The sequence below is a fragment of the Rhodospirillaceae bacterium genome (assembly GCA_018660465.1).
Taxonomy (GTDB): Bacteria; Pseudomonadota; Alphaproteobacteria; order Rhodospirillales; family JABJKH01; genus JABJKH01.
In genome coordinates, this window is the sequence record JABJKH010000065.1 from 13,894 (window position 1) to 37,894 (window position 24,001).

Below are 24,001 nucleotides of genomic sequence, written 5' to 3' on the forward strand. Positions count from 1 at the left end.
ATTTGGTAAAACTTAATTGAGTTCGTTAAAGTGGTTAATTGGAAGGCCCGCGCTACAGACATTTCTGTCCACATCGCGGTTTTGAAAAACCGCTAAATCCTTTTGATACTGTTCCAATAGTTGCGTTTGCAGAGCTGCTGCCTCCGTCGACTCACCACTACATAGAGCATCCGCCAAGGCCACAGCCTTCGGTGCTAAGCCTGCAACACGAAGCCGATGCACGAGCCACTCATTGAAATAAAGCGTCCTGTCTTCGACGATAGGCGGCAACAAGTCGGGAAATAGCCCATCTGGGTCATGAACAAGAATGTTAACCCCGTTTAGCCATCCGGCTTCCCACTTGGCTCTTTCTTCGGGCTCCATATTCGCGGGATGTGCCGGGCTGTAGGCTTCGAATACCATCTTGAAATCAGGATGGCTCAATAAGAAATCTCTAGTCGCCATACGGACATCGGGATAGTTCGCATCATCAATGACGATGACGGCCCGGTCGTGAAGATGGCGCTTCGCCAGGAGCAAGCAGACGAGTTGACTTCGATAGTCATGCGGGCCGTCGATGAGGTATAGGCCGACCTTGCGGTTGCCGATGTGGTCTTCCAGGGTTTCGAGGGCCGCCTCGAAATCCATGTTGATGAGTTTTGCATTTTTGGTTTTGAACGCGGTCATCCGGTCTTGAACGATGCTTAGGTTCTCATCGTTGGGATCAAGAATTCGAAAGTTATCGATGCCAAAACAGGGCAGGTCCGGGGCATCGAGCGCGGTAGATACAAGAGTCAGACCTTGAAAGACACCAATTTCGAGGTAACAAGCTGTCTCGTCTGCTGACATCAATTGTGCCAAGCGCTGTAAGGCTCCCACTGTTTTTAAACCTGCAAGACCACTTAGGCCATCATCCCGATGATTGGATAGAAGACCCTGCTCTTCGGTCTCTTGAAGGGCGGTAAGGACATTTTCGAAATACTGCTTATCTGGCTTGGACACTGGCTAAAACCTGCGAAGTTATGGACGCGCGGCACCATGCCACAATGCCGGCTCTGTTTAAAAGTTTTTCTCACCTGACATAGTAGAAATGCCTGTTCTCCTCCGCCAATCGTTTGACCTTCCATCGTCTGATTCATACAGAACTTGGTTCTCGGTCACGGGAACTGAAAGTTTTCTTGATGCCCAATCGAAACGATCTCGATTGGCGGAACAACTTGAAACTGCCTTTATGGAAAGCCGGGAAACTTGGTGGACAATCGGTCTAAAAATAAGCCAGGAACCCACAGCCGAGATTTCCCATATGCCAACTGGTGGCGCATTCGGATCAGACTTCGGCGTGATGCTGGCATGGTCCCGGATTACGGCAGACGTCGCTAAAGACGAAAATGTGTGTTTGGTTTTATGCGACGACCCGTGGCTATTTCGGCATTTAGCCAAACTTTCGGGTGTGACGGCAGGCAGGCCGCCACGGCTCCGCCTTACAGAACTAAAACTTTCCATCCGAGGGTGGTTGGCGCGAACCAAGACAGCTCTAAAAAACGCGCTGTTTTCAACTCGACTGGTTAAGACCCAAGGCCAGGGCAGCGCAGCCATTCTGGTCTATGGCCATCCGCGCAGCACCGCCGACGGCTTCGATGCTTATTTCGGCGACCTGATGGCCCATGAACCAGAACTTCAACGCATCCTTCATACTGATTGCGATGCGGCGCGAGCGCGAGAACTCTCATCAAAAGGTCGAACGTCAAGTCTGCACGCTTGGGGCCATACGTTTTTTGCGCTCCGTCTAATTTGGACAAAATGGCGGCCTGGGCGAGTTTTTACTGAAGGCAAATACGGCTGGCTGGTGCGCCGCGCTGCGGCAAAGGAGAACAGTGGCGGAGGCCCCGCCATGAACCGCTGGCAACTTCATTGCCAAGATAATTGGTTGAAAGAAGCAAAACCTTCTCGGGTATGCTGGCCTTGGGAAAATCACAGTTGGGAAAGGGGGCTATGCCGCGCTGGTCGGAAACACGGTGTCCACACTCTCGGTTATCAGCACACTGTCGTCGGTCCCCATCAAATAAATTATTCGACCCGCACCAACCCTGATGGATTGGACAGCATCCCGGAAATAGTCATTTGTGACGGCCCTGCTTATCGAGATGAAGTTGCAGCTTGGGGCGTGCCTGATGATCGCCTGATCGTCGGTGGTGCCTTTCGGTTTAAAAGGTTTGCACCTGGAAGCCACGATCCATCAGGCCCCGTGTTCGTGCCATTGTCTGCCGTCCCTGCCGCAGCCCAAAAACAAATCGAGGCTGCGCACCTGTTGGCGGCCTCCGGCCAAAAAGTTCTCGTTAAAGGACATCCCATGTATCCGGTGGCGTTCAGCGAGATAGAAAACCTGAGCCGCACAGAAACCCCACTTACGGAGCAAGCCGGTTTGTCCGCTGTGTTATTTTGTACCGGAACGTCTGGTTTGGAAGCCGTGTTGATGGGCCTCCCGGCCTATCGATTAATGCTCGATGATCGCATTGCGATTGATATCCTGCCTGCCAACATCAATGTGCCTAGCGTCACATTAGACGACGTCACCGAACAGGTTACTGGAAAGGTTCCGATTCGGCCCGTTAACTGGGATTCAGTTCTAACCGAGCCCGACATAAACCTTTGGCATTCGCTGCTTTTCGGTGATATGCACGCGATGAACGACGTTCAAGAACCAGAGAAGAAACAAGTATCGTGACCAATCTTCCCCTAAAAATTGCCCTCATTGGCTGCGGTCGCATTGCCGGCCATCATTGCCAATCCATCGGACAAGTTGATGGTGTCGAACTTGCCGCTGTCTGTGATCTGGACGTTGCGAAAGCGAAAGCCTATGGCGATCAGTTTTCTGTGCCGCATTTCACGGACTATCATGACATGTTCCAAGCAGTCCCCGAGATCGATATCGCCGCCGTCATTACCCCATCAGGCATGCACTTTGAACACGGCGCGGACGTGATCGAACGCTATAAAAAACACCTGATCATGGAAAAGCCAACGTTCATGCGGCCCGAACAACTTCATACAGCGTATGGCGCTGCGGATAATCACGGGCTTCATATTTTTCCGGTATTCCAGAACCGCAATAACAAGGCTGTGCGGCGCGTGCGAAAAGCGCTGGCGGCGGGCGAGCTTGGGGATATTCGGATCGTTTCGGTCCGGGTTCGCTGGTGTCGACCGCAGCGATACTATGACATGGCTCCGTGGCGCGGTACCTATTCGCACGATGGTGGCTGCCTGACCAACCAGGGAATTCATCACGTCGACCTGCTGCGGCATTTGGGTGGTGAGGTCGAGCGAATCAACGCCACCATGCGAACTCTTGGGGCCGACATTGAGGTTGAAGATGCCCTGGTTGCCACAATGGCCTATAAGTCGGGTGCGATTGGCAATCTAGAAGTGACGACAGCTGCCAGACCCGATGATTTTGAGGCGTCGCTCTCAATCGTCGGTTCCGAAGGTCTCGCCCAAATTGGCGGCATTGCCGTGAACGAACTACAAGTATTTACGCCGGACCCAGGTGAGTGCGCCGACAACAGCGAAGATTTCGTTGGAATCAAAGGCCACGGGGCAGTTTACGGCTACGGCCATACGGATATGTATTCAGACATTGCTGCTTTCTTCCGCGACAAGTCACCCTATCCTGTAGATCGCAACGATTGCCTTGGGACCTTAAAACTCCTTCACGCATTTTATCGCTCAGATGAAGCGGGCGGTTGGGTCGATGTAGACAGTGATGAGCAATCGGTACGCCTTGGCCGCGACAATGACGAAGTCTCCAACCTCTATCGGACACCCGCACCGTGACCGAACCTCTCAAAATCGGAATTGCAGGATATGGCGTGGTCGGCAACCGCCGCCGCCAAGTGATCGACAAGCGCTCAGACATGAAGGTCGTCGCTGTTTGCGATCAGAAACTGGGGGGGGATGGCGTCTTTGACGATGGCGTTAAATTTTTTGGTGAATACAGTCCCCTACTGGAAGAAAATCTCGATGTATTGTTTGTATGCCTGACCAACGATTTAAACCCGGATGTCAGCATTGCCGGGCTTGAGCGCGGTCTACATGTGTTCTGCGAAAAACCACCGGGGCGAGATGTCGGCGATGTGACGCGGGTAATTGCCTGCCATCAGAAACACCCCAACCTAAAGCTCAAATATGGATTTAATCACCGCTACCATGATTCGGTCCTGGATGCGCTGCGGCTGGTGCAGTCGGGGGAATTGGGCAAAGTCATTAATCTCCGGGGACTTTACGGAAAGTCTCAGCTGATTACCTTCGGTCAAAGTTCATGGCGGACAGACAGGAAACTTTCAGGCGGCGGTGTGCTGCTGGACCAGGGTATTCATATGGTGGACTTGCTGAGGCTATTCGCAGGCGAATTTGTCGATGTGAATAGTTTTATTTCAAACGGTCATTGGAACCACGACGTCGAAGACAACGCCTATGCCTTGATGCGGACAGAAGCCGGCGTCGTCGCCATGCTGCATTCATCCGCAACCCAATGGCGGCACCGGTTTAATTTGGAAATTTCCTTGGAATTGGGCTCGATTACCCTGTCAGGCATCTTATCCGGATCTAAAAGCTACGGCGCGGAAACCATGACCGTGGCACGCACGGCCGGTGATGATATGGGCGATCCCCGAGAAGAAACCACGCGCTACAACAAAGACACTTCATGGGCCGACGAGGTGGCCGAATTCGCAACGGCTATCCAGGATAACACTCCGATTACCAACGGCTCCGCTGAAGACGCATTGAAAACAATGGGACTGGTCTATCGTATTTACTGCGCGGATTCCGAATGGAAAGCTAAATGGGGCTTGAGCCATGACGTTCCGGCGTTATAAGTACCGCACAACGTTTCGGATTGAGAGAGAATGAGCGCACACCGCCAGACTGACAGAGCCTTCGGTATTATGTTTGCCGTGGTTTTTTCCATTGTCTTTGCCATTGCGCACTTCGGTTTTGCTGTTCGCTTGGACTGGGCGTTATGGGTGGCAGGTGGTTTTTTGGTCCTCGCGCTCCTGGTCCCTTGGCTGCTGATGCCGTTAAACAGACTTTGGGAAAAGTTTGCGTTTCGTCTCGGCTTTGTCAGCAACCACCTCCTGCTGGGCGCTTTCTTTTTCCTTTTTGTTTTCCCAATTAGCCTTATGCTCCGCGTCTTCGGTTCCGATCCGATGCATCGGAAGTTCGAGCCAAAATCAGACACGTATTGGTCCAAGGTCACCCGTCACACGAACCGGGAGACCTTTGGTGATATGTTTTAGACGGAATTAATCTATGCTCTCAGTCTTCGGCCAACTTATTAAGTTTATGCGCGTCTATAAGAAATTCTGGATGGCGCCGCTTATTTTTGGGCTGGTCGCCCTCGGCGGTCTGTTAATCGCCGCCCAAAGCACCGCCATCGCTCCCTTTATTTATATGATTTTCTAGGCGCATCTCACCTTGATCGTTCTCGGCATTTCAGCATTTTACCATGACAGCGCCGCGGCCCTGGTCCGCGACGGTGAAATTGTTGCGGCCGCACAGGAAGAGCGCTTCACGCGAAAGAAAAATGATTCTGAATTTCCCGCAAATGCCATCGCCTATTGCTTGAACGAAGCTGGCGTTACGCTTGATGACGTCGACTATGTTGGATTTTACGATAAGCCGTTGCTGACCTTTAACAGGCTATTAGAGACTTATCTTTCTTTTGCACCCCGAGGATTGCCGTCATTTGTTAAGGCGATCCCGGTTTGGGTTAAAGAAAAAATTCTTCAAAAAAATCTGATTTTGAAAGGCGTTAATGGGCTTGATCTCGGAACAACCGACGAAGATAAAATCCTGTTCGGGTTTCACCATCATTCCCATGCCGCCAGTGCCTTCTACCCGTCGCCCTTTGATGAGGCGGCAATTCTGATTATGGATGGCGTCGGAGAATGGGCGACAACGTCCACAGGCATCGGCAAGGGCAATGATGTTACCTTGGAAAAAGAAATTCGTTTTCCTCATTCCCTGGGAATGCTGTATTCCGCATTTACCTCTTATCTAGGTTTTAAAATCAACGATGGCGAATACAAGGTCATGGGACTGGCCCCCTATGGGGAGCCGAAATACGTTGATGTGATGCGGGACAATCTAATCGATTTCAAAGATGACGGCTCGTTTCGCCTGAACATGGATTATTTTAATTATTGCATCGGCCTGACCATGACCAATAGCAAGTTTGCCGACTTGCTTGGCGGGCCTACCAAACATCCGGCCCAGCCCATGACCCAGCGCGATATGGACATCGCCCGCTCGGTTCAGGTGATAACAGAGGAGGCTGTTTTAAATCTTTGTCGCGGCTTGCAAAAAGAAACCGGGCAAAAAAATTTATGCATGGCGGGGGGCGTTGCGCTCAACTGTGTCGCAAATGGTAGATTATTACGTGAAGGGCCGTTTGAGAATATTTGGATACAACCTGCAGCAGGCGATGCCGGCGCATCATTAGGTGTCGCTTTGGCGATTTCCCATAGTCAAGGTGGCGTTGACCGAAAACCCGCAAACGGGTCTAGAGACGCCATGCAAGGATCCTATTTAGGGCCCGCCTACGCCGAGGATACTGTTAAGGAAATCTTGGATACGGCCGGTGCAAACTATGACATCTTGGAAGATGCGGAATTGTTTAAAAATGTCGCCGAGGTATTGGCGGACGAAAAGGTTGTCGGCTGGTTTCAAGGGCGGACAGAGTTTGGTCCAAGGGCGCTCGGCAACCGGTCCATTCTGGGTGACCCCCGTTCCGAACGCATGCAGCGGATGCTTAATCTCAAGATAAAATACCGGGAAAGTTTTAGGCCCTTTGCACCAGCAGTTTTGCGCGAAGACGTTTCAGAATTTTTCGACCTAGATGGTGACAGCCCCTACATGCTGCTGGTCGCGCAAGTGAAAGACAAATTACACCAAGACCTATCTGAAGCAGAGGCTGCGCTAAAAGGCTTAGATAAACTCTATGCCGTTCGCAGCACGGTCCCCGCCATTACCCATGTCGATTATTCAGCCCGCATCCAAACAGTTCACACCGATACCAACCCGCGCTTCCATAAATTACTTGAAACGTTCAAGGAACAATCCGGCAATGGGATGTTGGTAAACACCAGCTTTAATGTCCGCGATGAGCCAATCGTCTGTTCGCCAGAGGATGCGTATCGGTGTTTCATGGCCACCGAAATGGACATGCTTGTGCTGGGCAACGTGGTCCTGTTGAAGGAGAACCAGTGATGGGGGCTCTTGAAACACCGATGTTTTCCGACCGAATTCTTGCCACCTTAAAAGCACCCGGAGGAGCGGACGACACGACCATGGAATTGGTCGACGGCGGTCTCAGGTGTACTGAAACAGGTGAGGCGTCTCCCTACATTGATGGCATCCCGTCGCTTTATGTTCCCAATGAAGGCGAAGGCAAGGACGTCACGGCGCGGGTAAAATCGTTTTATGAAGAGAACCCGTTTCCCAGCTACGAAGGGTTGGAAGAATTCGGCGAACTCGTGAACAAGGGAAGTCACAATCCCTTCTCAGCACAGTTGCTGAAAGCCATCGGCTACAACAAGACAGTGCTGGAATGCGGCTGCGGCACAGGTCAACTCAGCCATTTTTTACAGCTCAATAACAATCATGTCCTCGGTATTGATATGTCGTTGGGGAGCCTGCGCCTAGCAGTGGAACACAAACTTCGAAATAGCCTCGAACGATCAGCCTTCGCGCAAATGAATATCTTCGACATGGCGATTAAGGATAACTCATTCGACGTGGTGATTTCCCACGGTGTGCTTCACCATACCTTTGATGCCAAACGTGCGTTCGCGCAAATTTGCCGCAAGGTTAAACCCGGGGGCATTATCATGGTCGGCCTCTACAACAGCTACGCTCGTATTCCGACATGGCTTAGATCCAAGGTCATTGGGGTCTTAGGCACAAACATTGATTACGTGGTCAGAAACCGTATCGAAGACGAACGCAAGGCTGATATCTGGGTGAAGGATCAATACTATAACCCTCATGAAACCTGGCACTCGGTCGGGGAAGTCCTTGGTTGGTTCAAGGAAAATGGAATCGATTACCTGAATGCATCACCGGCCATCATGGGTACTGATGGAGAGGACACTGCTAATTTATTTGATGAGACAAGCCCGGGAAACGGCTATCAACGCGCCGTCACTCAGGTTTCCTGGCTTGGCACCATCGCCCGAGAAGGGGCCTTGTTTGATGTCATTGGTCGCAAAGCTCAATAGATGGACGAGGGCGCAGCAAAATTAACCTGGAAGGGGCGGCTGATTGCATCTTTCGTAGGACTGCTGCTTTTAGTTTTAATTTCTGAAGGCGTACTCCGGGTCGGCATGCCGCACTGGAGAGATTTTTATAGCGGATGGTTTATGCGCACAATTTCTGTGCCGAACCACGGCATTGTAACAACTGGCCTGCCAGGGTTTGATGGCTATTTTGCCCAGAACAATGGTGATTTTCGAGTAAAAATAAATATCAATTCCTTTGGACTTCGTAATCCAGAACCAGTCTCAAATGCAAAGGGTCGTACCTGGATCATTGGCGATTCAATGGCCTTTGGTTGGGGTGTCGAACAACAGGAAGTGTATTCCAGCGTAATTGGAAAAATTCATGGCCCAACTTATAATGTCGCCAGCCCAGGCACCGACGTTTGTGGTTATCAAGCGCTAACGGCCCGAATGCCGAAGAACGACATACCCCGAGCGGTTATAGTTGGCCTAATTCTGGAAAACGATATCTTAAACAAAAATTGCCAGGCTCAGGCCAAAGCCCAAATGGATTTAAAGGCGTTTTTAAGTAAAGAAGAAAAAAAGACATTAACTTGGCCGACTTTAAAACGACAACTAACCGAATTTTCTGCACTTTATAATTTTATGGCGGTTGGCATTAAACGCATTGGTTTAGTGAGAGAAATTTTAACGTCGCTCGGAATTATTCGCACCCTTGAATTAGAAAAAGGGCAGTTCACTGCCCCAGAAATAAATGCCAGCGTGAAAAGTACGGTGAGCGAGCTTATAAACCTTAAGGCCATGTTTCCAAAAAGAACACCCTTTGCCGTACTAGTAGCCCCTACCCGCTTTGAGCTTAAAGAATCAACCGATTATTATACAAGCTTGCGTCTGGCTGTGCTCCGAGAATTAAAGGCAAATAATATTTCTGTAATTGACCCATATCCGCAATTTCAAAAAGCCGGGTATTCTAAAATACATTTCGCCCACGACGGCCATTGGACGGTGCTTGGGCACAAGCTTGCCGCAGAGGAAGCGGCGAAATGGCTGAAACAAAATTTACCAGCTAGCGCGAGATAAGAAATATGAAAATAATTGGCGTTGTCCCCGCCCGCATGGCGGCCAGCCGGTTTCCTGGCAAACCCTTGCACCCCATTTTAGGCCGCCCAATGCTGGAGCACTGTTTTGAACGGGCAAAATTTTATCCTAAGTGGGACGGGTTATTTATAGCGACCTGTGACACAGAGATTGAAGATTTTGCAACTTCAAAAAATTATCCGGTGATCATGACTGCTGATACCCATACGCGCGCGCTTGACCGGGTTGCGGAAGCTGCTGAGAAATGTGATGTCGATTTGGCTGAAGACGACATTGTCGTATGTGTCCAAGGCGACGAACCCTTGCTAGGTGATGATGTAATCGACGCGGTGGTGACACCGTTCGAGAGCGATTCGACGGTTCGGGGAACCATGCTAGCGGTTCCCATCCATGATGAAGAAACCTTCCTAAACCCCGATATCGTCAAGTTAGTTGCGGACTTGAATGGTGATATTCTCTACACGTCGCGGAGCCCCATTCCCTACGGCAAGAAATTTTCGCCCGATCTTGGTGCACTTCGAGTCGGCGGTATTTTTGGCTTTCGGTGGGATTTCTTAAAATGGTTCACGGCAACTCCTGAATCGCCTCTTGAGATCAAAGAAGCTTGCGATTCAAACCGCATCTGTGACAATGGCTTTCGTCAGCGTATGGCCCCCATTCCCTATCGAGCCTATGTGTCTGTCGACAGCCCCGAGGATATTGGTCGTGTTGAAGCTGTAATGAAGTCTGATTCTCTTTGGGATAAGTATTAAATGAATTCTTTTAAGGCCATTATCTTTGACCTGGATGGCACCCTAATTGACAGCGTCCCCGACGTGCGGGCCGCTGTAAATAGAGTGCTCGACGAAATAGGTCGTCCATCGCTATCTCTCGAAGACATTACCGGCATGATCGGCGAAGGAGCCCAGGTCATGTTGAAAAAAGTTATGGAACAAACTGGTGGATATACGCCAGACATGGAAGAAGAATATCTGGGGCGGTTCTTGGAAACGTACAAGGCGCACCCGGCGGATCACACGTTGGTTTATCCTGGCGTGTTCAACGTATTGGATCAGCTAAAAGCAGACGGAATTTCCCTAGGACTGTGCACAAATAAACCCAGCACAACCACTCTGCCAGCAGTAGCGGCGTTAGACCTGGAAAAATATTTCGAAGCTATCGTCTGTGCCGATATGGTAAAGCATCGAAAACCAGATGGCCGCCATCTTCTAAACATTTTAGAGCGTATGGGAGCCGACCCCAAAAGTGCCGTTATGGTTGGCGACAGTGAAACGGATATCGCTGCCGCAGTCGATGCGGGCCTACCTGCCATCGCCGTTTCCTATGGATACTGCCATGTTCCGTTGGATGAGCTACCCTGCGATATTTTAATCGATAATATGAGCGAATTGCCCCGAGCACTGGCTGAGATTAGCAAAGGCCAAAGCACCTCGTGACTAAGGTCGCCGTCACATCGCGTTCATTTTCCCGCCACCCTGTTCTGCGGGCAGCGCTATTGGAACGCTACGATAACGTCACCTTCAACGACGACGGAAAAAAAATAACGGGTGCCGATTTACTCGCGTACTTAGATGGACACGACAAGGCAATTACGGCGCTCGAAATTATCGACCATGCTTTGTTGCAGGCATTGCCCGGCCTGAAGGTGATCTCCAAGTATGGCGTTGGCTATGACATGGTTGATTTGGACGCCATGGTCGATCATAGCGTCAGGCTGGGTTGGACCGGGGGGGTTAACAAGCGGTCGGTCTCAGAGTTGGTTATCTCGATGGCGGTTGCGTTGCTGCGGCATGTGCCCATCGCAAACGGGGAAATGCGCACGGGGACTTTTCGCCAGCATGTCGGTCGTCAGCTGTCTGATTGCACGATCGGCATCGTTGGGTGTGGGCATGTCGGCAAGGACCTCGCGAAACTTCTACGCGCTTTTGGTTGCCGGGTCTTGGCCAACGATATTTTAGATTTTCCTGAATTCTACAGCGAAACCGGCGTTATGCCTGCCAGTCTTGAAACGGTCCTAAAAGACTCAGAAGTTGTGACCCTGCACCTGCAATTAGATGACACCACGAAAAATATACTGGACGAAAGACACCTCGGCTTAATGAAACAAGGTGCTGTCCTCATTAATGCAGCGCGGGGCGGATTAGTGGATGAGGCGGCTCTAAAGTCAGTACTCAAATCCGGTGCGTTGGCCGGTGCTGGGTTTGATGTGTTTCGCACAGAGCCGCCAGATGATTTGGAATTGCTGAATTTGCCCAACTTTCTGGCGACACCGCATATTGGCGGCAGCGCGGAAGAGGCAATCTTAAACATGGGACGGGCAGCGATTGCCGGTCTCGATGATAATCAAATACCAGAGCGCGGCGTGTTCCCCGAAGGTTGGTAAACTCTAATCTGGTTTGCGGGCGGAGATGTACCAAGCAAACCCCATAACACGACCCAGAAATTGCTCCAGCTTTGACTGCATCGGCCACGGCTGGCCATAGACTAAAACACCGCCAGGATGGGTGCCATAACGCCGAATTTGATAGCGCCGATAGATGCGGCCTAGCTTTGGGATCAGATAAAAATAGAATTCGCCTTTGCGAAATTTTATATCTTTAAATCGTTGAAAAATATTCTTTATTTGGGATCCCGTATAACATCGTGTAATAGGGTTTTCCACGGTCTGGGCGTTCTTTCCGCCCCATTCCGTGGCCTTTCCAAGCCAATTGGGGTCCCCAAAAGCCTTTCCTTTGAGCACGCCGACACACAGGAACATATTAACCCAATAATGCCACGAGCTTTTGCAATACAGCAGGATGACGGCCTGCCCGCCGGGCTTGAGAACCCGAAAAACTTCGGCAATGGACGCTTCCGTATCCAAGGTGTGGTGCAAGACGCCATTGGAATAAACGATGTCAAACGAGCCATCCGAAAACGGCAACTTTTCCGCATCGCCTTGAAGGGCGGCGCATTCGTTGGCGACATCTCCCATCAACTCAAATTTGGCCGCTGTCGCGCGCGCACGTTGAAACGTCAAATCAATGCTGGTCATCTTTGCACCGTGCTTGGCAAACAGCGCCGAATGGCCCCCCGCCCCGGGTCCGATTTCAAGAACCCGCTTTCCGGCCAACTTAGCCAATGGCATTTCCACCGCCGCCAAGTGCCCGCGCAGACGAAACATATCTTCCAGATCTTCCAGACTTTCAAACAAGCGGTCGCGGGTCAGGTCGCGGTCCACGTCCTCATAAAGCGAGTCATAGAGAGAGCCCCAAAAGTCCTGGATATTTTCTTTGGTTGCGGGATCGGGCATGCAGGTCATCTGTGGTTTCGGAGTATGGAGCCTTGTATAACCGCCTGGAGCGACGGGGCCAATGGGTTTTACCCAGCCCCCGAATATTCAACCCAATGCTAAACGCGCTTAGCCGCAAAGCTCGGCAAGTCATTAAAGACCCTGTTCTTAGGCAATGGCTTATTGGTAGGGCTCTGGGAAGGTATCAGGGCGAGCCCGTATTTACGCCTCATCGGCCGCCGTATTTGGAAGGCCTGCTACCCCTAAAGCAGCAATTGCCCAATCCGCCCACTTCTTTTTCAGAACTTGGAATAGATAAGCCGCGATCGGCGATTACTCTGCCATTGCCGGGACTAGATGTGACCCTGAACCCGGGGGACGAGGACCGTCTTTTCGAGCAGAGCTTTCAGGATACCGAAACCTTGCTCGCGGTCCATCGGTTTGCTTGGATTCCCCTGCTGGGGAGAGACCTTGATCCGGCTTGGGTAAACTCTCTCTGGCAGGCTTGGCAGACCACGTATCGCCAACCGAATGATGCCTGGCCCTGGCATCCGTATACTGCGGCTGAGCGAGCGATTAATATTTTAGACTTTGCCGGTCGGCATGGTTTGCCGGGCTCTGCGAACGACACTTTAAAATTACTCGCGGCCCATGGCCCCGCGATTGCGGAACAACTCGAATACTTTGGCGACCATCATACGTCCAACCACATGGCCAATAATGGGCGGGGGTTGTTTAAATTAGGGTTGGCGCTTGGTATCGATAGCTACGCGGACATGGGGGCCAAAATCCTCCTGAATGAAGCCGAACGAATTTTTCTTCCATCAGGAATTTTGCGCGAAGGATCAAGCCACTACCACCTGTTGTTAACGCGCAACTACGCCGACGCCTGGCTTGTGGCGGAGCGCTTTAACCGAGCCGAGGCCCTCGCATTGAAAACCATCACCAAAAAAGCAATGTCGGTAATTCCAAATCTCTTTTTGTCTGGCGGCATGCCGTTGGTAGGCGATATTTCGCCAGACTGTCCACCCGGCTTTTTATCGTGTCTCTTCAACGATAACGACGGTTGGTTTGACTTATTAGACGAAGATGATGCGGCTCTTATAAAATCTCTTCGAGGCTCGGCTGAAGAGGGAACGGTACGCGAAGACGGCTGGCTGAAGGCTGAGTTTGGTCCTTGGTCGGGCCTCTGGCATGCGAGTCCAGAAGGTTGGTCCCACATGCCCGGTCATGGCCATCAGGACTGTGGAAGTTTCGAGCTTCATTTTGGTGAAGAGCCGATTTTTGTAGATCCAGGGCGGGGGGCCTACGGATTAACTGGTGAAGCGCAATATTTCCAATCGGAGGCGGCTCACAACGGAATCGTCATTGATGGCTGTGAACCCTTTCCGGCCAATAAACCGTACTATTGTGGGTTATTTCGGGGAAAATACGCCAAAAATGCACCAAAATTGGAAAAAGCAGAAAATAATGTCGCACTAACCTATGGAGGATATAGCCGCCTTCGGTCTGTCGATAGCGTGACGCGACAGTGGGCGTTTTCGGAGAGTGCCGTGGAGATCGAGGATCAGATTTCCGGATCAAATTCCCATGACATTGTGCAGCGGCTCTATACACCGCTTGCCATCTCTCTAAACGATGATTCTGTTACCTTAACTGGCAAAGAGAGCGCATTTCGGCTGACGTCTCAAACGGGTTCTATCAAAGCAATGCCGACAAAAATTTGGAAGGCGTATGGTCAATCTTTGCCTGGCACAGTTATTCAAATCACTAGCCGCAGCAACCTCCCTTGGACAAGCGCCCTTAAATTGGAAGTAGCTTAGCGGTATGTGTGGAATTTTCGGGCTCTTCCTGCCGACGTCGGCGTCCCACATGGATGCCGATCTGTCTTCCATGCTGTCAGTCCTAAAACATCGGGGGCCGGATGGGGATGAAACTTATGTCAGCGAAGACCGGCGCTATCAGGCGGGCTTTCGTCGGCTCGCAATCATTGACCTAGAAACCGGCGATCAACCTATTGTCGAGCAAAACAACGCTCGGGTGTTGATGGGAAACGGGGAGATTTATAACTACCTGGAGCTTCGAAAAGAAGAACCCGGCTACCCCTATCAAACATCCGGCGACATGGAGGTCATACTTCCCCTTGCAACCCGTCATGGCGATGATTTTATTCAAAAGCTCAATGGCATGTTCGGGCTAGCGCTCTACGAAAAAGACAGCCACCGCCTGCTTTTGGTTCGTGATCGCCTCGGCATAAAACCGATCTATTGGGCGAAGTTGCCAAATGGCGGTGTATTGTTCGCCTCTGAAATCAAGGCTCTGTTTGCGTCGGGATTGCTGGCCCCTGCCATCGACGAAACGGCCATTTCGCCATATCTCGCCCATGGCTACGTCCCGGCACCACAGACTTTGTTTAAGGGCGTTCAAAAGCTCCCGCCCGGGCATCAACTCAGCGTCGATGCAAAAGGTGATATTTCAGTAAAGCGGTATTGGCGTGCTGAAGCAGCTACGGACCTGCCTTCATCAGAAGAGGAAATTGCGGCGTATCTGGAATCTCTCCTCGACGACAGCGTCCGCCTACAACTTCGAAGCGATGTCCCCGTCGGTGCCCTGCTTTCCGGCGGCCTCGACTCGGGACTGATGGTCGCCCTGGCTGCGGGGCAATCATCGCAGCCTCTCAACACCTATACCGTAAGCTTTGAAGGGGCTGCGGTTGATGAGGGACCGTTGGCTGCTACCATCGCTGAAAGGTACGAGACCAATCATACGAACCTGTCACTCCCCGCAGGGGATATCTCCCGTCTTCTCCCCCTTCTCGCCTGGCACATAGAAGAGCCTCTAAACGATGCGGCCCTACTGCCCAATTTTCTGATTGAGAAGGAACTGGGGCAGCATTTAAAAGTTGCCCTGAATGGAACCGGTGGCGATGAGCTTTTTGCCGGATACGGTAGGTATTTTCAGCTTCCTGTCGAAAAGCGTTTTCTTTCTCTCCCTCGTGGAATTTGTGCAATGGCAAAATTTGGTGCTGGGCTGGTTTCGCCCATGACCCGATGGCAATTGGGACGGGCCGAAAAGTTTTTTCAAAACCGCGGCCAATACATTCACGAGCATTCGACCCATTTCCCAAAACCGGTGCGCGACCTGATTGGAAACCAAAGCGGAGATACCAACTCTGTACAGTCCCAAGCCTTCCAAGAGTTTTCGGGAGATGCTCAGTCTGGAGGGCTGTACGCTGATCTTTGCACCTACTTACCGGACGATTTGCTCACCTTGCTCGACCGGACTTCTATGGCAGTCAGTGTGGAAGGGCGGGTGCCGTTCTTGGATCATCGGTTTGTAGAGGCATGTCTGGCCGTGCCAGCCCACATACGGACGCCGAATGACCGGCAAAAATCGCTAGAAAGAAATATAGCGTCTAAATACCTTCCAGATGAGGTTTTAAGCGCACCAAAGCAAGGCTTCGCATCGCCAGTCCCAGCATGGATAAAGGCGGGTCTAGGCCCCCTGGCAAAACGCCTCCTCACAAATAAACGCGCACTGGAGCGCGGCTGGTGGACGGCGGACGGCATTGATCGGCTTTTGGCCAAACCCGATCTGCATGGTTTTAGAGTTTATTCTCTGCTTATGCTTGAACTTGCCGTCACAACGTTTATTGAATCGCCCATGAACAATTCCTATCCACCCACCGCCAGTCTGAATGACCTTGCCGAAGCCGCCTGACACCCTCTCAACATTTGCCGATGTAAGTGTAGTAATCCCTGCGTTTAATGCGCGGGAAACAATCTCGCGTGCGCTACGCAGCGTTGCAGAACAGACCCTAAAGCCACGAGAAGTTATCGTTGTTGACGACGGGTCGACCGATAACACTTTGGAGACGGCACGGAAATTTGAGTCACAAATGAAAGACATCTCTCTAATCGTCATCAAGCAGGAGAATAAAGGTGCCGGTGCTGCCCGCAATCGAGCGCTCAAAGAATCTTCGCAACCGATTATTGCGTTCCTTGATGCAGATGATGAATGGTTCCCTAAAAAACTGGAACGCAGTCTTCATCACATGGATTCGGGGAACTACAAACTCGTCGCTCATAATGGATATATCGTTGAAGGGGGACAGGAATCGGTCATTGATTGTGCAGCGCGATACAATGAAGGCTCGTCTCCCTACGTTTCTCTGTACCGGAAGGGGTATATTGATACGTGTACCGTCGTCGTAAAGAAAGATTTGCTCACCGCGAACGGGGGGTTTGATGAGAGCCTGCCAAATGCTCAAGATTTTGATATGTGGCTTGCGGTCCTTAAAGACGGAAAGGCAGATTTCCTAGTGTTTGATGAGGTTCTCTCCAAGTACTATGTAACGCCGGGTAGCATCATGAGTCATACTGAAAGGCGTTTGGCCTGTTGCCTTGAAATTGCCCAACGCTATGCCGCTGACTTGGCCATTTTCACGAAAAAACCAATACTTAGCCTATGGTTCCGGGTCCTTGCCATTTATATGGAGACGGCACAGGCCTATCGCGCTCAGTTCAAGTTACCTCAAATGGTCGGGGTCATGTTTCGATTGCCCGTAGGTCTATTCATAGCGACGCTGGAATTTAAATTTGAACCTCGGCCCCCCCGCGTTAGTCACCTGGTTAGCAGCTCTGAATTTTCAACCAACAACAACCACACGGGTCAGCACCACGTTATTTTTATAACCCTTTATATTTGGGTCTTTGTAATTTTGATCGCTTATCTTTACCAGTTTCGCGCGTTCTCGCGACCGATCTTTAATATTTTAGGCTTAAATTAGTGGTCGCCTTTCCCGTTCTTATTCTCCAATGTTGTTGTTGTCTCGGCTTTGGCGCGATGGTTCTTCGGCTCCTGAAACTGCAATCCCAATTTCGCCCCTGGGAAGAGGCCATCTTCGCCTTCGCAATCGGATTTGGCATCCTGGGATGGCTTTTATTTCCCATGGGAATTTCAGGCCTTCTTGGGAAAGGGTGGCTGCTGGTCTTGCTCGCGTCAGGGCTCCCTGGGTTAGTCTTATTACGACGGCCGGAGCCCTATAAAGGGGGCCTCGATAATGTAGGAAAAGGTCTACTTCTTCTAATTGGTGTTGTGACCGTTTTTGACATTGCGGAAGCTTGGGCGCCTCCGACCGATGCCGATTCTCTTGCTTATCATTTCAATGCCATCAAACAGTTTTTGGCCGCCGGAAGAATAGAATTTATTCTCCGGCCTCTTGATGGCGCAATTCCCTATCTCATCCAAATGACCTACCTGCCGGTATTGGCACTTGGCGGTGAAATCGCCTTAACGTTTTGGATTCTGATTAGCGGAGGTGTTACTGCTGCCTTGTTATTTATTTTGTGCAGGCGCCATCTCAGTCACAACTGGTCGTTGTGTGTCACCCTGATTTTTCTAACCACGCCTGTTGTGATTTACGCCGCTGGAACCGGACAAGTTGAAATACGTATGGCCATGTTTGTCCTGGTGGCCGCATGGGCAATTGCACAGGCAATTCAAACCGGGGAGAACCGCTATGCCGTGCTAGCCGGTCTGGCGGTTGGGTTTATATTCGGTGCAAAATATACAGGCCTGTTATTTGCCCTTGCCGCCGGACTGACAATTTTGCTTCAGCGCAGGTGGCTTTCCCATAGCCTAATTCTCGTCGCGGTATCCATGGTAGCTGGAAGCCAATGGTATCTCTGGAATGCGGTTCATACCGGCGATCCTTTTTTCCCAATGTTCTTCCAATGGTTCGGATTTGATGACCTGACGTTATGGACAAAATCCCATGACCTGGATTTTAAAGCGCATTATTTTCCCCATGAACTCCCCGCACCGCGAAATTTTGGGTGGTTCGTGCTTTATCCGTTTGCAGCAACTCTTAATCCGTTCCCTAAATTTGAATCTGGGCTGACAGGGTTTGGGTCTTTCGGACTCATACTATTGCCTTTTGCTATAGGGGGGCTTTGGAAATGGCGACGGCGTCTCCACAACGGCCCTCTACCCGTTTATACCCTGCTTACGTTGCTCTTCTATGGTTTTTGGTTTTTTATCGCCTCGTCGCAGCGAATTCGGTTTATCTTGCCCGTCCTTCCCTTGTTTCTAATTTGCTTTACCGTGGCGGCACAACGGTTCGCGGGGCAGACATCCTACAAAGCCCCGCTTATTGCCGGAGTTTCGGTTGTTATGGCCCTGCAATTAGCAGCGGCGGGCTTGTTTTCGATCAAATACCTTCGCTATTCGTTGTCAGGAGAAACCCGTCAGGATTTTGTAGAAAATTACGTTACGAAATTTTCCTCCGTACCCTGGATCAATGCAAATCTTTCTAAACAGGACAAAATACTAATTTCCGATAGACAACTGCATTACTATTTTAATGTTCCGACATTTTTTGTTGGCAGCTACTCTCAGGCTGTAATTAGCTACTATGGGAGAGAGCGGTCTCCAAAGATTATGTACGACCAACTCGCCTCACTCGGGATTACCCATCTTCTGCTCAGTACGCCGCTTGGCGCAACAGACCAAATTTACCCAAAACCTTTTGGAACACTTCATCGGCAAGATTGTTTTCTAACCCTTAAATCGATCCCTGTGCGTTCAATCAAATCCCGAACACTTTCCGGTCGGACCTCTCCAAACATTTTGGCTCACATCCTTAAACTTCGACCAAGAAACTGCCTTCAATAATTGCACTTTTGTGAATTACCGAATAGAAACTGTTGAGTTCCCGGAATTAATTAAGCTGAACAATGGCCCTTAAAAGTCTCTCCATCGTCATTCCCTGCTTCAACGAATCTAAAACGCTGAAGGAAATGGTCACACGCGTACTCGCCGCCGATAAGTGTGGCTTGGCTCTTGACCTCATTATCGTTGATGATGATTCGACCGATGATTCCTTCGACATTGCAACGTCTCTTGCTGAACAGGATGATCGCATTCGCGTCGCAAAACAAAGCCCCAATATGGGAAAGGGAGCGGCGCTGCGAAAGGGTTTCGACATTGCTAATGGGGATGTCATCCTTATTCAAGATGCAGACCTTGAGTATGATCCAAATGAATACGCGAAACTGTTAAGGCCCATTCTTAATGATAGTGCTGATATCGTTTACGGCTCACGATTTAGAGGCGGCGAAACAACCCGTGTCCTCTATTTTTGGCACAGCTTAGGAAACAAAGGCCTTACACTTCTTTCTAATATGTTCACGAACTTGAATCTCACGGATATGGAAACGTGTTATAAAGTTTTCCGAACAGATATTCTCCGAAAAATAACATTGAAAGAAAACCGGTTTGGATTTGAGCCCGAAGTAACCGCCAAACTTTCCCGCCTTAATCCCCAGCCACGTTTTTACGAAGTTGGGATCAGCTACCACGGCAGAACTTATAATGAGGGCAAAAAAATTGGCTGGAAAGATGGCGTTCAAGCTTTAATTTGTATCCTTCGCTATAATTTATTTTCTAATTAATGACGCGGCTTAAAGTATAGATTGTTTAATGGAGAGTATTGAAGCGAATGGCGGGCGGCAGGCGTATAACACGCAAGACTTGGAAGCTCTTCATGATTTGAAAAATTATCAAAAATGGATTTTAGATTATTTTCGTCCATACCTCCGTGGCTCCGGGATTGAATTCGGCGCCGGCATGGGGGGAAATTCAGTCAAAATTCTACCATTTTTTGATACACTCGACCTAGTAGAACCGTCGCCAAATTTGATTGAGACCCTCCATGACCGCTTCGATGACAACAGCGCTGTTTCAATTATAGACGCGACGCTTGAAAACCATATCAGCGCCCTACCGAATGAATTTCGGGACTCCGTCATTCTCATCAACGTCTTGGAGCATATTGAAAAGGATGCTGAAACGCTCTGTGATATCTTTCGTATCCTGAAACCAGGCGGTCATCTTTTGTTGTTTGTACCCGCCTTGCCGCAGCTCTTTAGTGAAATGGATCGCGTCTTATGTCATTTTCGGCGGTATTATCATAAAGGTCTTCGTGAACTTGTAGAAAATGCAGGATTTACGATCGTAAAGTCATCGTATTTTGATTTGCTCGGAATTGTTCCCTGGTTTCTAGTAAACACTCTTGGCAGACAGACGACGTTCAACCAAAGCTTAGCACAGCTTTACGATAGCATCGGGATTCCGTTTACGCGTACGATGGAGAACTACATCAGCCCTCCAATTGGAAAAAATGTTATTTTGGTCGCCCAGCGCCCTGGTAATGAAAATGACGTTTGATTATCGAGCCATTATTAATAACTGCCCCTATTCATGAAAAATATCCACAAAGGTCATATTCTTGGCTTCGCTGCTTTTTTCATCATACCGCTGGCGATTTTCATGCCCAAATCGCTGGCCCCCTTGTTTGTCGTGACGAGCCTTCTCATTCTCGGTTTTCATGTATCCAAACAAAGGGTCTTTCCTAAACTCCCGCCGAAGCAATTGGTTTTGTTCTTGGTTGCAAGTATTTGGGCTCTAACAAGTTCGATTTGGTCCATCGCGCCTGACGAAACGCTTTCGCTTATATTGCCACTAAGTGCTACTTTTTTTGCGGGTCTTGTGATCTCATCAGTCGCGTCGAATTTTAGCGCGACCGAGACTGAGACTTTTTCAAAATTTTTAGTCGTCGGCTTTTTCATAGGAATTATTATTTTAACGATTGAAATTATTACACCGCTTTTACTGACCCAATATTTACATTCCGTTATTCTTGGAAAAGGCTTTGATACCACGATCAGAGCCAGAGGTTTTGGTGCGGAGAATTTTTATAAAAACGGGGTCACCATCGCCGCACTTCTGTTTTGGCCTTGTTTAGCTATTTTATGGAACCGATTTGGACGTTTTGCCGCCCTAGCTCTAACGCTGGTTTTGACGTTTATTTTTTTTATAAGCGGCAGCCTGTCTGCGTTTGTCGCTCTTGTTACAGGAGTTGTCGCCGCGTTAGGCTTCTTGGTATTTAAGGGTAAGGCTATCAATATTTATATCATAGCCGTTGTTTTAGCGACCTTCGCCGCTCCCCTGATCCCACAAGCCCTACCGGATACCCGTGAGCTTTCTAAAATTGCCCCAAGATTTCCAGATTCAGTTTTTCCTCGGATTGTGATCTGGAAATACGCTGCATCGATCATCGCCGAGGACCCCATTTCGGGAAAAGGGCTCGATACGGCCCGAGTCGTTTCAAGAAATACGAAAGTGATCAAATTTTTCGGTCAAAACGGTGGGGGACGAGTCACACCGGGGATTCCTCTTCATCCCCATAATACCATTCTTCAAATCTGGGTGGAGTTAGGTTTGGTCGGCGCGATAATTTTTGGGTTGATAATGATAACAATCCTGCGGCAGGTAGGCCGTTTAAAATGCGATGTCTCGATAAGTACGTCCGTTATTGGCATGTTCTTCACGACATTTTTCGTCGCAAATGTAAGTTACGGAATTTGGCAAAGCTGGTGGCAAAGCGCCATTTGGTTAAATGTCGCCTTTATAGTTCTCCTGGCCAAGGCAAATAATTCCCAAGGTGACAGGATCGTCTCTTCGTAAATCTTATTTAATTTTGAGCAAGTAAAGAACTCGTGTTGACCCTTCGCCTGCGGCCTTGCGGATAATTTCAAAGTTTTTCAGGCACGCGACTTCAAAGGCAGGTTGATCAAACCATTCGTAGAGATTTTCACGGCCGCGACAAATTTTTAGAAACATAGGATCTTCTTTCGCAACGAACTCAATGATCAACCATTTTTGACTTAAGCTTGCAGCGAGCGAAAGAATTTCTTCAAGAGGAATTCCTCCAGTTACCATCATATGGTGAATGACGGCGAGCATAACGACGATATCGAATTTCTTATTTGCTCGAGAAAGAAAAGATAGTTTCTCATTATTTTTCCAGCCAATTCCGGGAGAAGGCTGGGTAAGGTTTTGGACTAAGGGTAGAATTTTGGCATCGTTTTCTTGAGCCATGCGCCATACACTGCCAATAACAACAGGGTCTAAGTCCACCGCTACGACGTCCGCACCATTCTTAGCAAGAATCGCGCTAAAATGGCCTGTATTACACCCGATATCCAGTGCCGTTTTTGGTCCAAATTCAGAAATTGCTGACGTGACAAATGACTCTTTTGAAGTTAGGCCCTCGGCCGAATATGTATTCTCCTGCATGTAGTTCGACCATTCTGAATTTTTAGTCTTAGGCTGGGATAGGCGATTTAAGTGGCGGCGTAGGCGACGATATGTCGCACGCAAAATAAATTTAGCCTTCTCGTCAGACTCCAGTAACCTCGATTTATACACTCCGCCATCTTGGGAGAATTGACCAAACACTTTAGGAAGCGTTACGAGGCCCAAGTTTGCAGGCGCCAAACGATTTCCCCAACTCAGAATTTCGTAAGCTTCTTCCGGTTCAACGCCATCGGCTCTGTTTAGCAAGAGCTCTCCCGGCGGCATGCCAGTTCCTTTGTAAAGAAGCAATGGTAACAGGAACATTCGGATAAATTGCCCTTCGGCCCGCCAGATAGGATTTCCTTTCTCCCGAGGCTCAAACGAAAGGGCATCGACAAAAACTGGCGAAGGGCCATTAAACAGCACGTTGTCGGGTTTCGCGTCTTTTAATTCTGCGTCGTCATTTAAGACGGCTTCTGCCAAATCGAGCGTCAGCCTTCCTGCCGCAGCAAGCATTTCTGGTGGCCATTCATGGGGATAAGACACAAACGGGATCACATCGTGATCAACTGCCGCCACACCTCTGGAGTTATCAAGTTCGGCTGGTAGGTCGGCCAATTTTATTTGTCGGGTTTTTATTAATTGGTTGTCATCGCGAAAAGGCCCGAGGCTATCAGATTCAAGAAAAAAATTAAGATTTGCCAATCCGTCAGGTTGGATAATACGGATAAGACGCCCATCGAACTTATAAAGCTGTCCCGCAGGGTCCCTCAGGGTAAGTTTTTCGGCCATTTTGTTGGAACTGTTCATATTGGAAACCTAGCACACAACGGGCATAGTCAGCCGTATCTCATCATTCGCCGAGATATGTCGGGAAATCTCATGCTAGCTCTTATCGTTCGAATTCTCTGTGCCCGACTCACCAGGTTTTCGGCCAAATCCGAACCGATCTTTTAGGCGTTGCCAATAAATTTTAAGAGTGAACAACCCGCCTGCGATAGCCGCAATGAGAAGCTGTAGAAACATACTTCCCGAACCTGGATCAATATACGCGTGGGCCGTTGATGGCGCGATTGCCATGCAAATCACTAATAGTGTAAAACCTGAGCGCTGAGACATTTTAATCAAAAGTTGGGATTTAATTTTACAATTAACCATAGTGGAAACCGTTCTTCCATCGCGAAGATGCTTCAAGCCTATTCGACAAAGAACATTTACTGGTTGCGCCCCAATATAA

21 protein-coding genes are annotated in these 24,001 nt (G+C 49.6%); 17 read left to right on the plus strand and 4 right to left on the minus strand.

The window, feature by feature from the left end; translation table 11 throughout:
• Window positions 1–12: 12 nt before the first annotated feature.
• On the minus strand, window positions 13–981 hold the full coding sequence (locus tag HOM51_09885) for a class I SAM-dependent methyltransferase (protein ID MBT5034819.1): 969 nt from the start codon (window positions 979–981) through the stop codon (window positions 13–15).
• A gap of 88 nt (window positions 982–1,069) precedes the next feature.
• Here HOM51_09885 and HOM51_09890 point away from each other — a divergent pair, with 88 nt between their 5' ends.
• The 10 genes from HOM51_09890 to HOM51_09935 all read left to right on the plus strand — a co-directional run bounded on the left by HOM51_09890 (window position 1,070) and on the right by HOM51_09935 (window position 11,736).
• Window positions 1,070–2,704: a hypothetical protein gene (locus HOM51_09890; GenBank protein MBT5034820.1), complete on the plus strand. Its 1,635-nt coding sequence runs from the start codon at window positions 1,070–1,072 to the stop codon at window positions 2,702–2,704.
• Complete coding sequence (locus HOM51_09895) at window positions 2,698–3,810, plus strand: Gfo/Idh/MocA family oxidoreductase (GenBank protein ID MBT5034821.1); 1,113 nt, start codon at window positions 2,698–2,700, stop codon at window positions 3,808–3,810. Before HOM51_09890 ends, HOM51_09895 begins: the two co-directional genes overlap by 7 nt.
• On the plus strand, window positions 3,807–4,853 hold the full coding sequence (locus HOM51_09900; GenBank protein MBT5034822.1) for a Gfo/Idh/MocA family oxidoreductase: 1,047 nt from the start codon (window positions 3,807–3,809) through the stop codon (window positions 4,851–4,853). The genes HOM51_09895 and HOM51_09900 overlap by 4 nt, the downstream gene beginning before the upstream one ends.
• 30 nt (window positions 4,854–4,883) lie before the next feature.
• Complete coding sequence (locus HOM51_09905; protein MBT5034823.1) at window positions 4,884–5,273, plus strand: hypothetical protein; 390 nt, start codon at window positions 4,884–4,886, stop codon at window positions 5,271–5,273.
• 178 nt (window positions 5,274–5,451) lie between these two features.
• A complete protein-coding gene (locus HOM51_09910; GenBank protein ID MBT5034824.1) occupies window positions 5,452–7,245 on the plus strand; it encodes a carbamoyltransferase in 1,794 nt (597 codons plus the stop codon).
• Window positions 7,245–8,255: a class I SAM-dependent methyltransferase gene (locus HOM51_09915; GenBank protein ID MBT5034825.1), complete on the plus strand. Its 1,011-nt coding sequence runs from the start codon at window positions 7,245–7,247 to the stop codon at window positions 8,253–8,255. Before HOM51_09910 ends, HOM51_09915 begins: the two co-directional genes overlap by 1 nt.
• The gene (locus tag HOM51_09920) at window positions 8,256–9,335 is read left to right on the plus strand and encodes a hypothetical protein (protein MBT5034826.1); all 1,080 of its coding nucleotides are present in this window, start codon (window positions 8,256–8,258) and stop codon (window positions 9,333–9,335) included. It abuts the gene before it with no gap.
• A gap of 5 nt (window positions 9,336–9,340) precedes the next feature.
• Window positions 9,341–10,105: a 3-deoxy-manno-octulosonate cytidylyltransferase gene (locus tag HOM51_09925; protein MBT5034827.1), complete on the plus strand. Its 765-nt coding sequence runs from the start codon at window positions 9,341–9,343 to the stop codon at window positions 10,103–10,105.
• Complete coding sequence (gene gph, locus HOM51_09930; GenBank protein ID MBT5034828.1) at window positions 10,106–10,789, plus strand: phosphoglycolate phosphatase; 684 nt, start codon at window positions 10,106–10,108, stop codon at window positions 10,787–10,789. It abuts the gene before it with no gap.
• Window positions 10,786–11,736 (plus strand): phosphoglycerate dehydrogenase, encoded by a 951-nt coding sequence (locus HOM51_09935; GenBank protein ID MBT5034829.1) that lies wholly within the window; start codon window positions 10,786–10,788, stop codon window positions 11,734–11,736. The genes gph and HOM51_09935 overlap by 4 nt, the downstream gene beginning before the upstream one ends.
• Window positions 11,737–11,739: 3 nt before the next feature.
• On the opposite strand, the gene HOM51_09940 is transcribed toward HOM51_09935, so the two are convergent.
• Window positions 11,740–12,645 (minus strand): class I SAM-dependent methyltransferase, encoded by a 906-nt coding sequence (locus HOM51_09940; protein MBT5034830.1) that lies wholly within the window; start codon window positions 12,643–12,645, stop codon window positions 11,740–11,742.
• A gap of 95 nt (window positions 12,646–12,740) precedes the next feature.
• Between HOM51_09940 and HOM51_09945 the strand changes: the two genes are divergently transcribed.
• The 7 genes from HOM51_09945 (at window position 12,741) to HOM51_09975 (ending at window position 22,152) form a co-directional block, all read left to right on the plus strand.
• The gene (locus HOM51_09945) at window positions 12,741–14,447 is read left to right on the plus strand and encodes a hypothetical protein (GenBank protein MBT5034831.1); all 1,707 of its coding nucleotides are present in this window, start codon (window positions 12,741–12,743) and stop codon (window positions 14,445–14,447) included.
• Between the two features lie 4 nt (window positions 14,448–14,451).
• Window positions 14,452–16,344 carry an asparagine synthase (glutamine-hydrolyzing) gene (asnB, locus tag HOM51_09950; GenBank protein ID MBT5034832.1) on the plus strand — a complete coding sequence of 631 codons (1,893 nt, stop codon included), beginning with the start codon at window positions 14,452–14,454 and terminating at the stop codon, window positions 16,342–16,344.
• Window positions 16,322–17,413 carry a glycosyltransferase family 2 protein gene (locus HOM51_09955; protein MBT5034833.1) on the plus strand — a complete coding sequence of 364 codons (1,092 nt, stop codon included), beginning with the start codon at window positions 16,322–16,324 and terminating at the stop codon, window positions 17,411–17,413. The genes asnB and HOM51_09955 overlap by 23 nt, the downstream gene beginning before the upstream one ends.
• Window positions 17,414–17,469: 56 nt before the next feature.
• Window positions 17,470–19,299 (plus strand): hypothetical protein, encoded by a 1,830-nt coding sequence (locus tag HOM51_09960; protein MBT5034834.1) that lies wholly within the window; start codon window positions 17,470–17,472, stop codon window positions 19,297–19,299.
• A gap of 62 nt (window positions 19,300–19,361) precedes the next feature.
• The gene (locus HOM51_09965) at window positions 19,362–20,078 is read left to right on the plus strand and encodes a glycosyltransferase family 2 protein (protein MBT5034835.1); all 717 of its coding nucleotides are present in this window, start codon (window positions 19,362–19,364) and stop codon (window positions 20,076–20,078) included.
• A 28-nt stretch (window positions 20,079–20,106) separates the two neighbouring features.
• Window positions 20,107–20,853 carry a class I SAM-dependent methyltransferase gene (locus HOM51_09970; GenBank protein MBT5034836.1) on the plus strand — a complete coding sequence of 249 codons (747 nt, stop codon included), beginning with the start codon at window positions 20,107–20,109 and terminating at the stop codon, window positions 20,851–20,853.
• 33 nt (window positions 20,854–20,886) lie between these two features.
• Window positions 20,887–22,152, plus strand: coding sequence for an O-antigen ligase family protein (locus tag HOM51_09975; GenBank protein MBT5034837.1), 1,266 nt, complete (start codon window positions 20,887–20,889; stop codon window positions 22,150–22,152).
• 3 nt (window positions 22,153–22,155) lie between these two features.
• Here HOM51_09975 and HOM51_09980 read toward each other — a convergent pair whose 3' ends face one another.
• Together HOM51_09980 and HOM51_09985 are read right to left on the minus strand one after the other, a co-directional pair.
• Window positions 22,156–23,574, minus strand: a complete 1,419-nt coding sequence (locus HOM51_09980) for a class I SAM-dependent methyltransferase (protein MBT5034838.1) — start codon at window positions 23,572–23,574, stop codon at window positions 22,156–22,158.
• A 75-nt stretch (window positions 23,575–23,649) separates the two neighbouring features.
• On the minus strand, window positions 23,650–23,844 hold the full coding sequence (locus HOM51_09985; protein MBT5034839.1) for a hypothetical protein: 195 nt from the start codon (window positions 23,842–23,844) through the stop codon (window positions 23,650–23,652).
• Window positions 23,845–24,001: the final 157 nt, after the last annotated feature.

What these genes read in the sequence shown, in the direction of transcription:
- HOM51_09890 (MBT5034820.1), top strand. Translation starts at nt 1,070, where the DNA reads ATGCCTGTTCTCCTCCGCCAATCGTTTGACCTTCCATCGTCTGATTCA.
- HOM51_09905 (MBT5034823.1), top strand. Translation starts at nt 4,884, where the DNA reads ATGAGCGCACACCGCCAGACTGACAGAGCCTTCGGTATTATGTTTGCC.
- HOM51_09915 (MBT5034825.1), top strand. Translation starts at nt 7,245, where the DNA reads ATGGGGGCTCTTGAAACACCGATGTTTTCCGACCGAATTCTTGCCACC.
- HOM51_09920 (MBT5034826.1), top strand. Translation starts at nt 8,256, where the DNA reads ATGGACGAGGGCGCAGCAAAATTAACCTGGAAGGGGCGGCTGATTGCA.
- HOM51_09925 (MBT5034827.1), top strand. Translation starts at nt 9,341, where the DNA reads ATGAAAATAATTGGCGTTGTCCCCGCCCGCATGGCGGCCAGCCGGTTT.
- gph (MBT5034828.1), top strand. Translation starts at nt 10,106, where the DNA reads ATGAATTCTTTTAAGGCCATTATCTTTGACCTGGATGGCACCCTAATT.
- HOM51_09940 (MBT5034830.1), bottom strand. Translation starts at nt 12,645, where the DNA reads ATGCCCGATCCCGCAACCAAAGAAAATATCCAGGACTTTTGGGGCTCT.
- HOM51_09945 (MBT5034831.1), top strand. Translation starts at nt 12,741, where the DNA reads ATGCTAAACGCGCTTAGCCGCAAAGCTCGGCAAGTCATTAAAGACCCT.
- asnB (MBT5034832.1), top strand. Translation starts at nt 14,452, where the DNA reads ATGTGTGGAATTTTCGGGCTCTTCCTGCCGACGTCGGCGTCCCACATG.
- HOM51_09955 (MBT5034833.1), top strand. Translation starts at nt 16,322, where the DNA reads ATGACCTTGCCGAAGCCGCCTGACACCCTCTCAACATTTGCCGATGTA.
- HOM51_09960 (MBT5034834.1), top strand. Translation starts at nt 17,470, where the DNA reads ATGGTTCTTCGGCTCCTGAAACTGCAATCCCAATTTCGCCCCTGGGAA.
- HOM51_09965 (MBT5034835.1), top strand. Translation starts at nt 19,362, where the DNA reads ATGGCCCTTAAAAGTCTCTCCATCGTCATTCCCTGCTTCAACGAATCT.
- HOM51_09970 (MBT5034836.1), top strand. Translation starts at nt 20,107, where the DNA reads ATGGAGAGTATTGAAGCGAATGGCGGGCGGCAGGCGTATAACACGCAA.
- HOM51_09975 (MBT5034837.1), top strand. Translation starts at nt 20,887, where the DNA reads ATGAAAAATATCCACAAAGGTCATATTCTTGGCTTCGCTGCTTTTTTC.
- HOM51_09980 (MBT5034838.1), bottom strand. Translation starts at nt 23,574, where the DNA reads ATGAACAGTTCCAACAAAATGGCCGAAAAACTTACCCTGAGGGACCCT.
- HOM51_09985 (MBT5034839.1), bottom strand. Translation starts at nt 23,844, where the DNA reads ATGGCAATCGCGCCATCAACGGCCCACGCGTATATTGATCCAGGTTCG.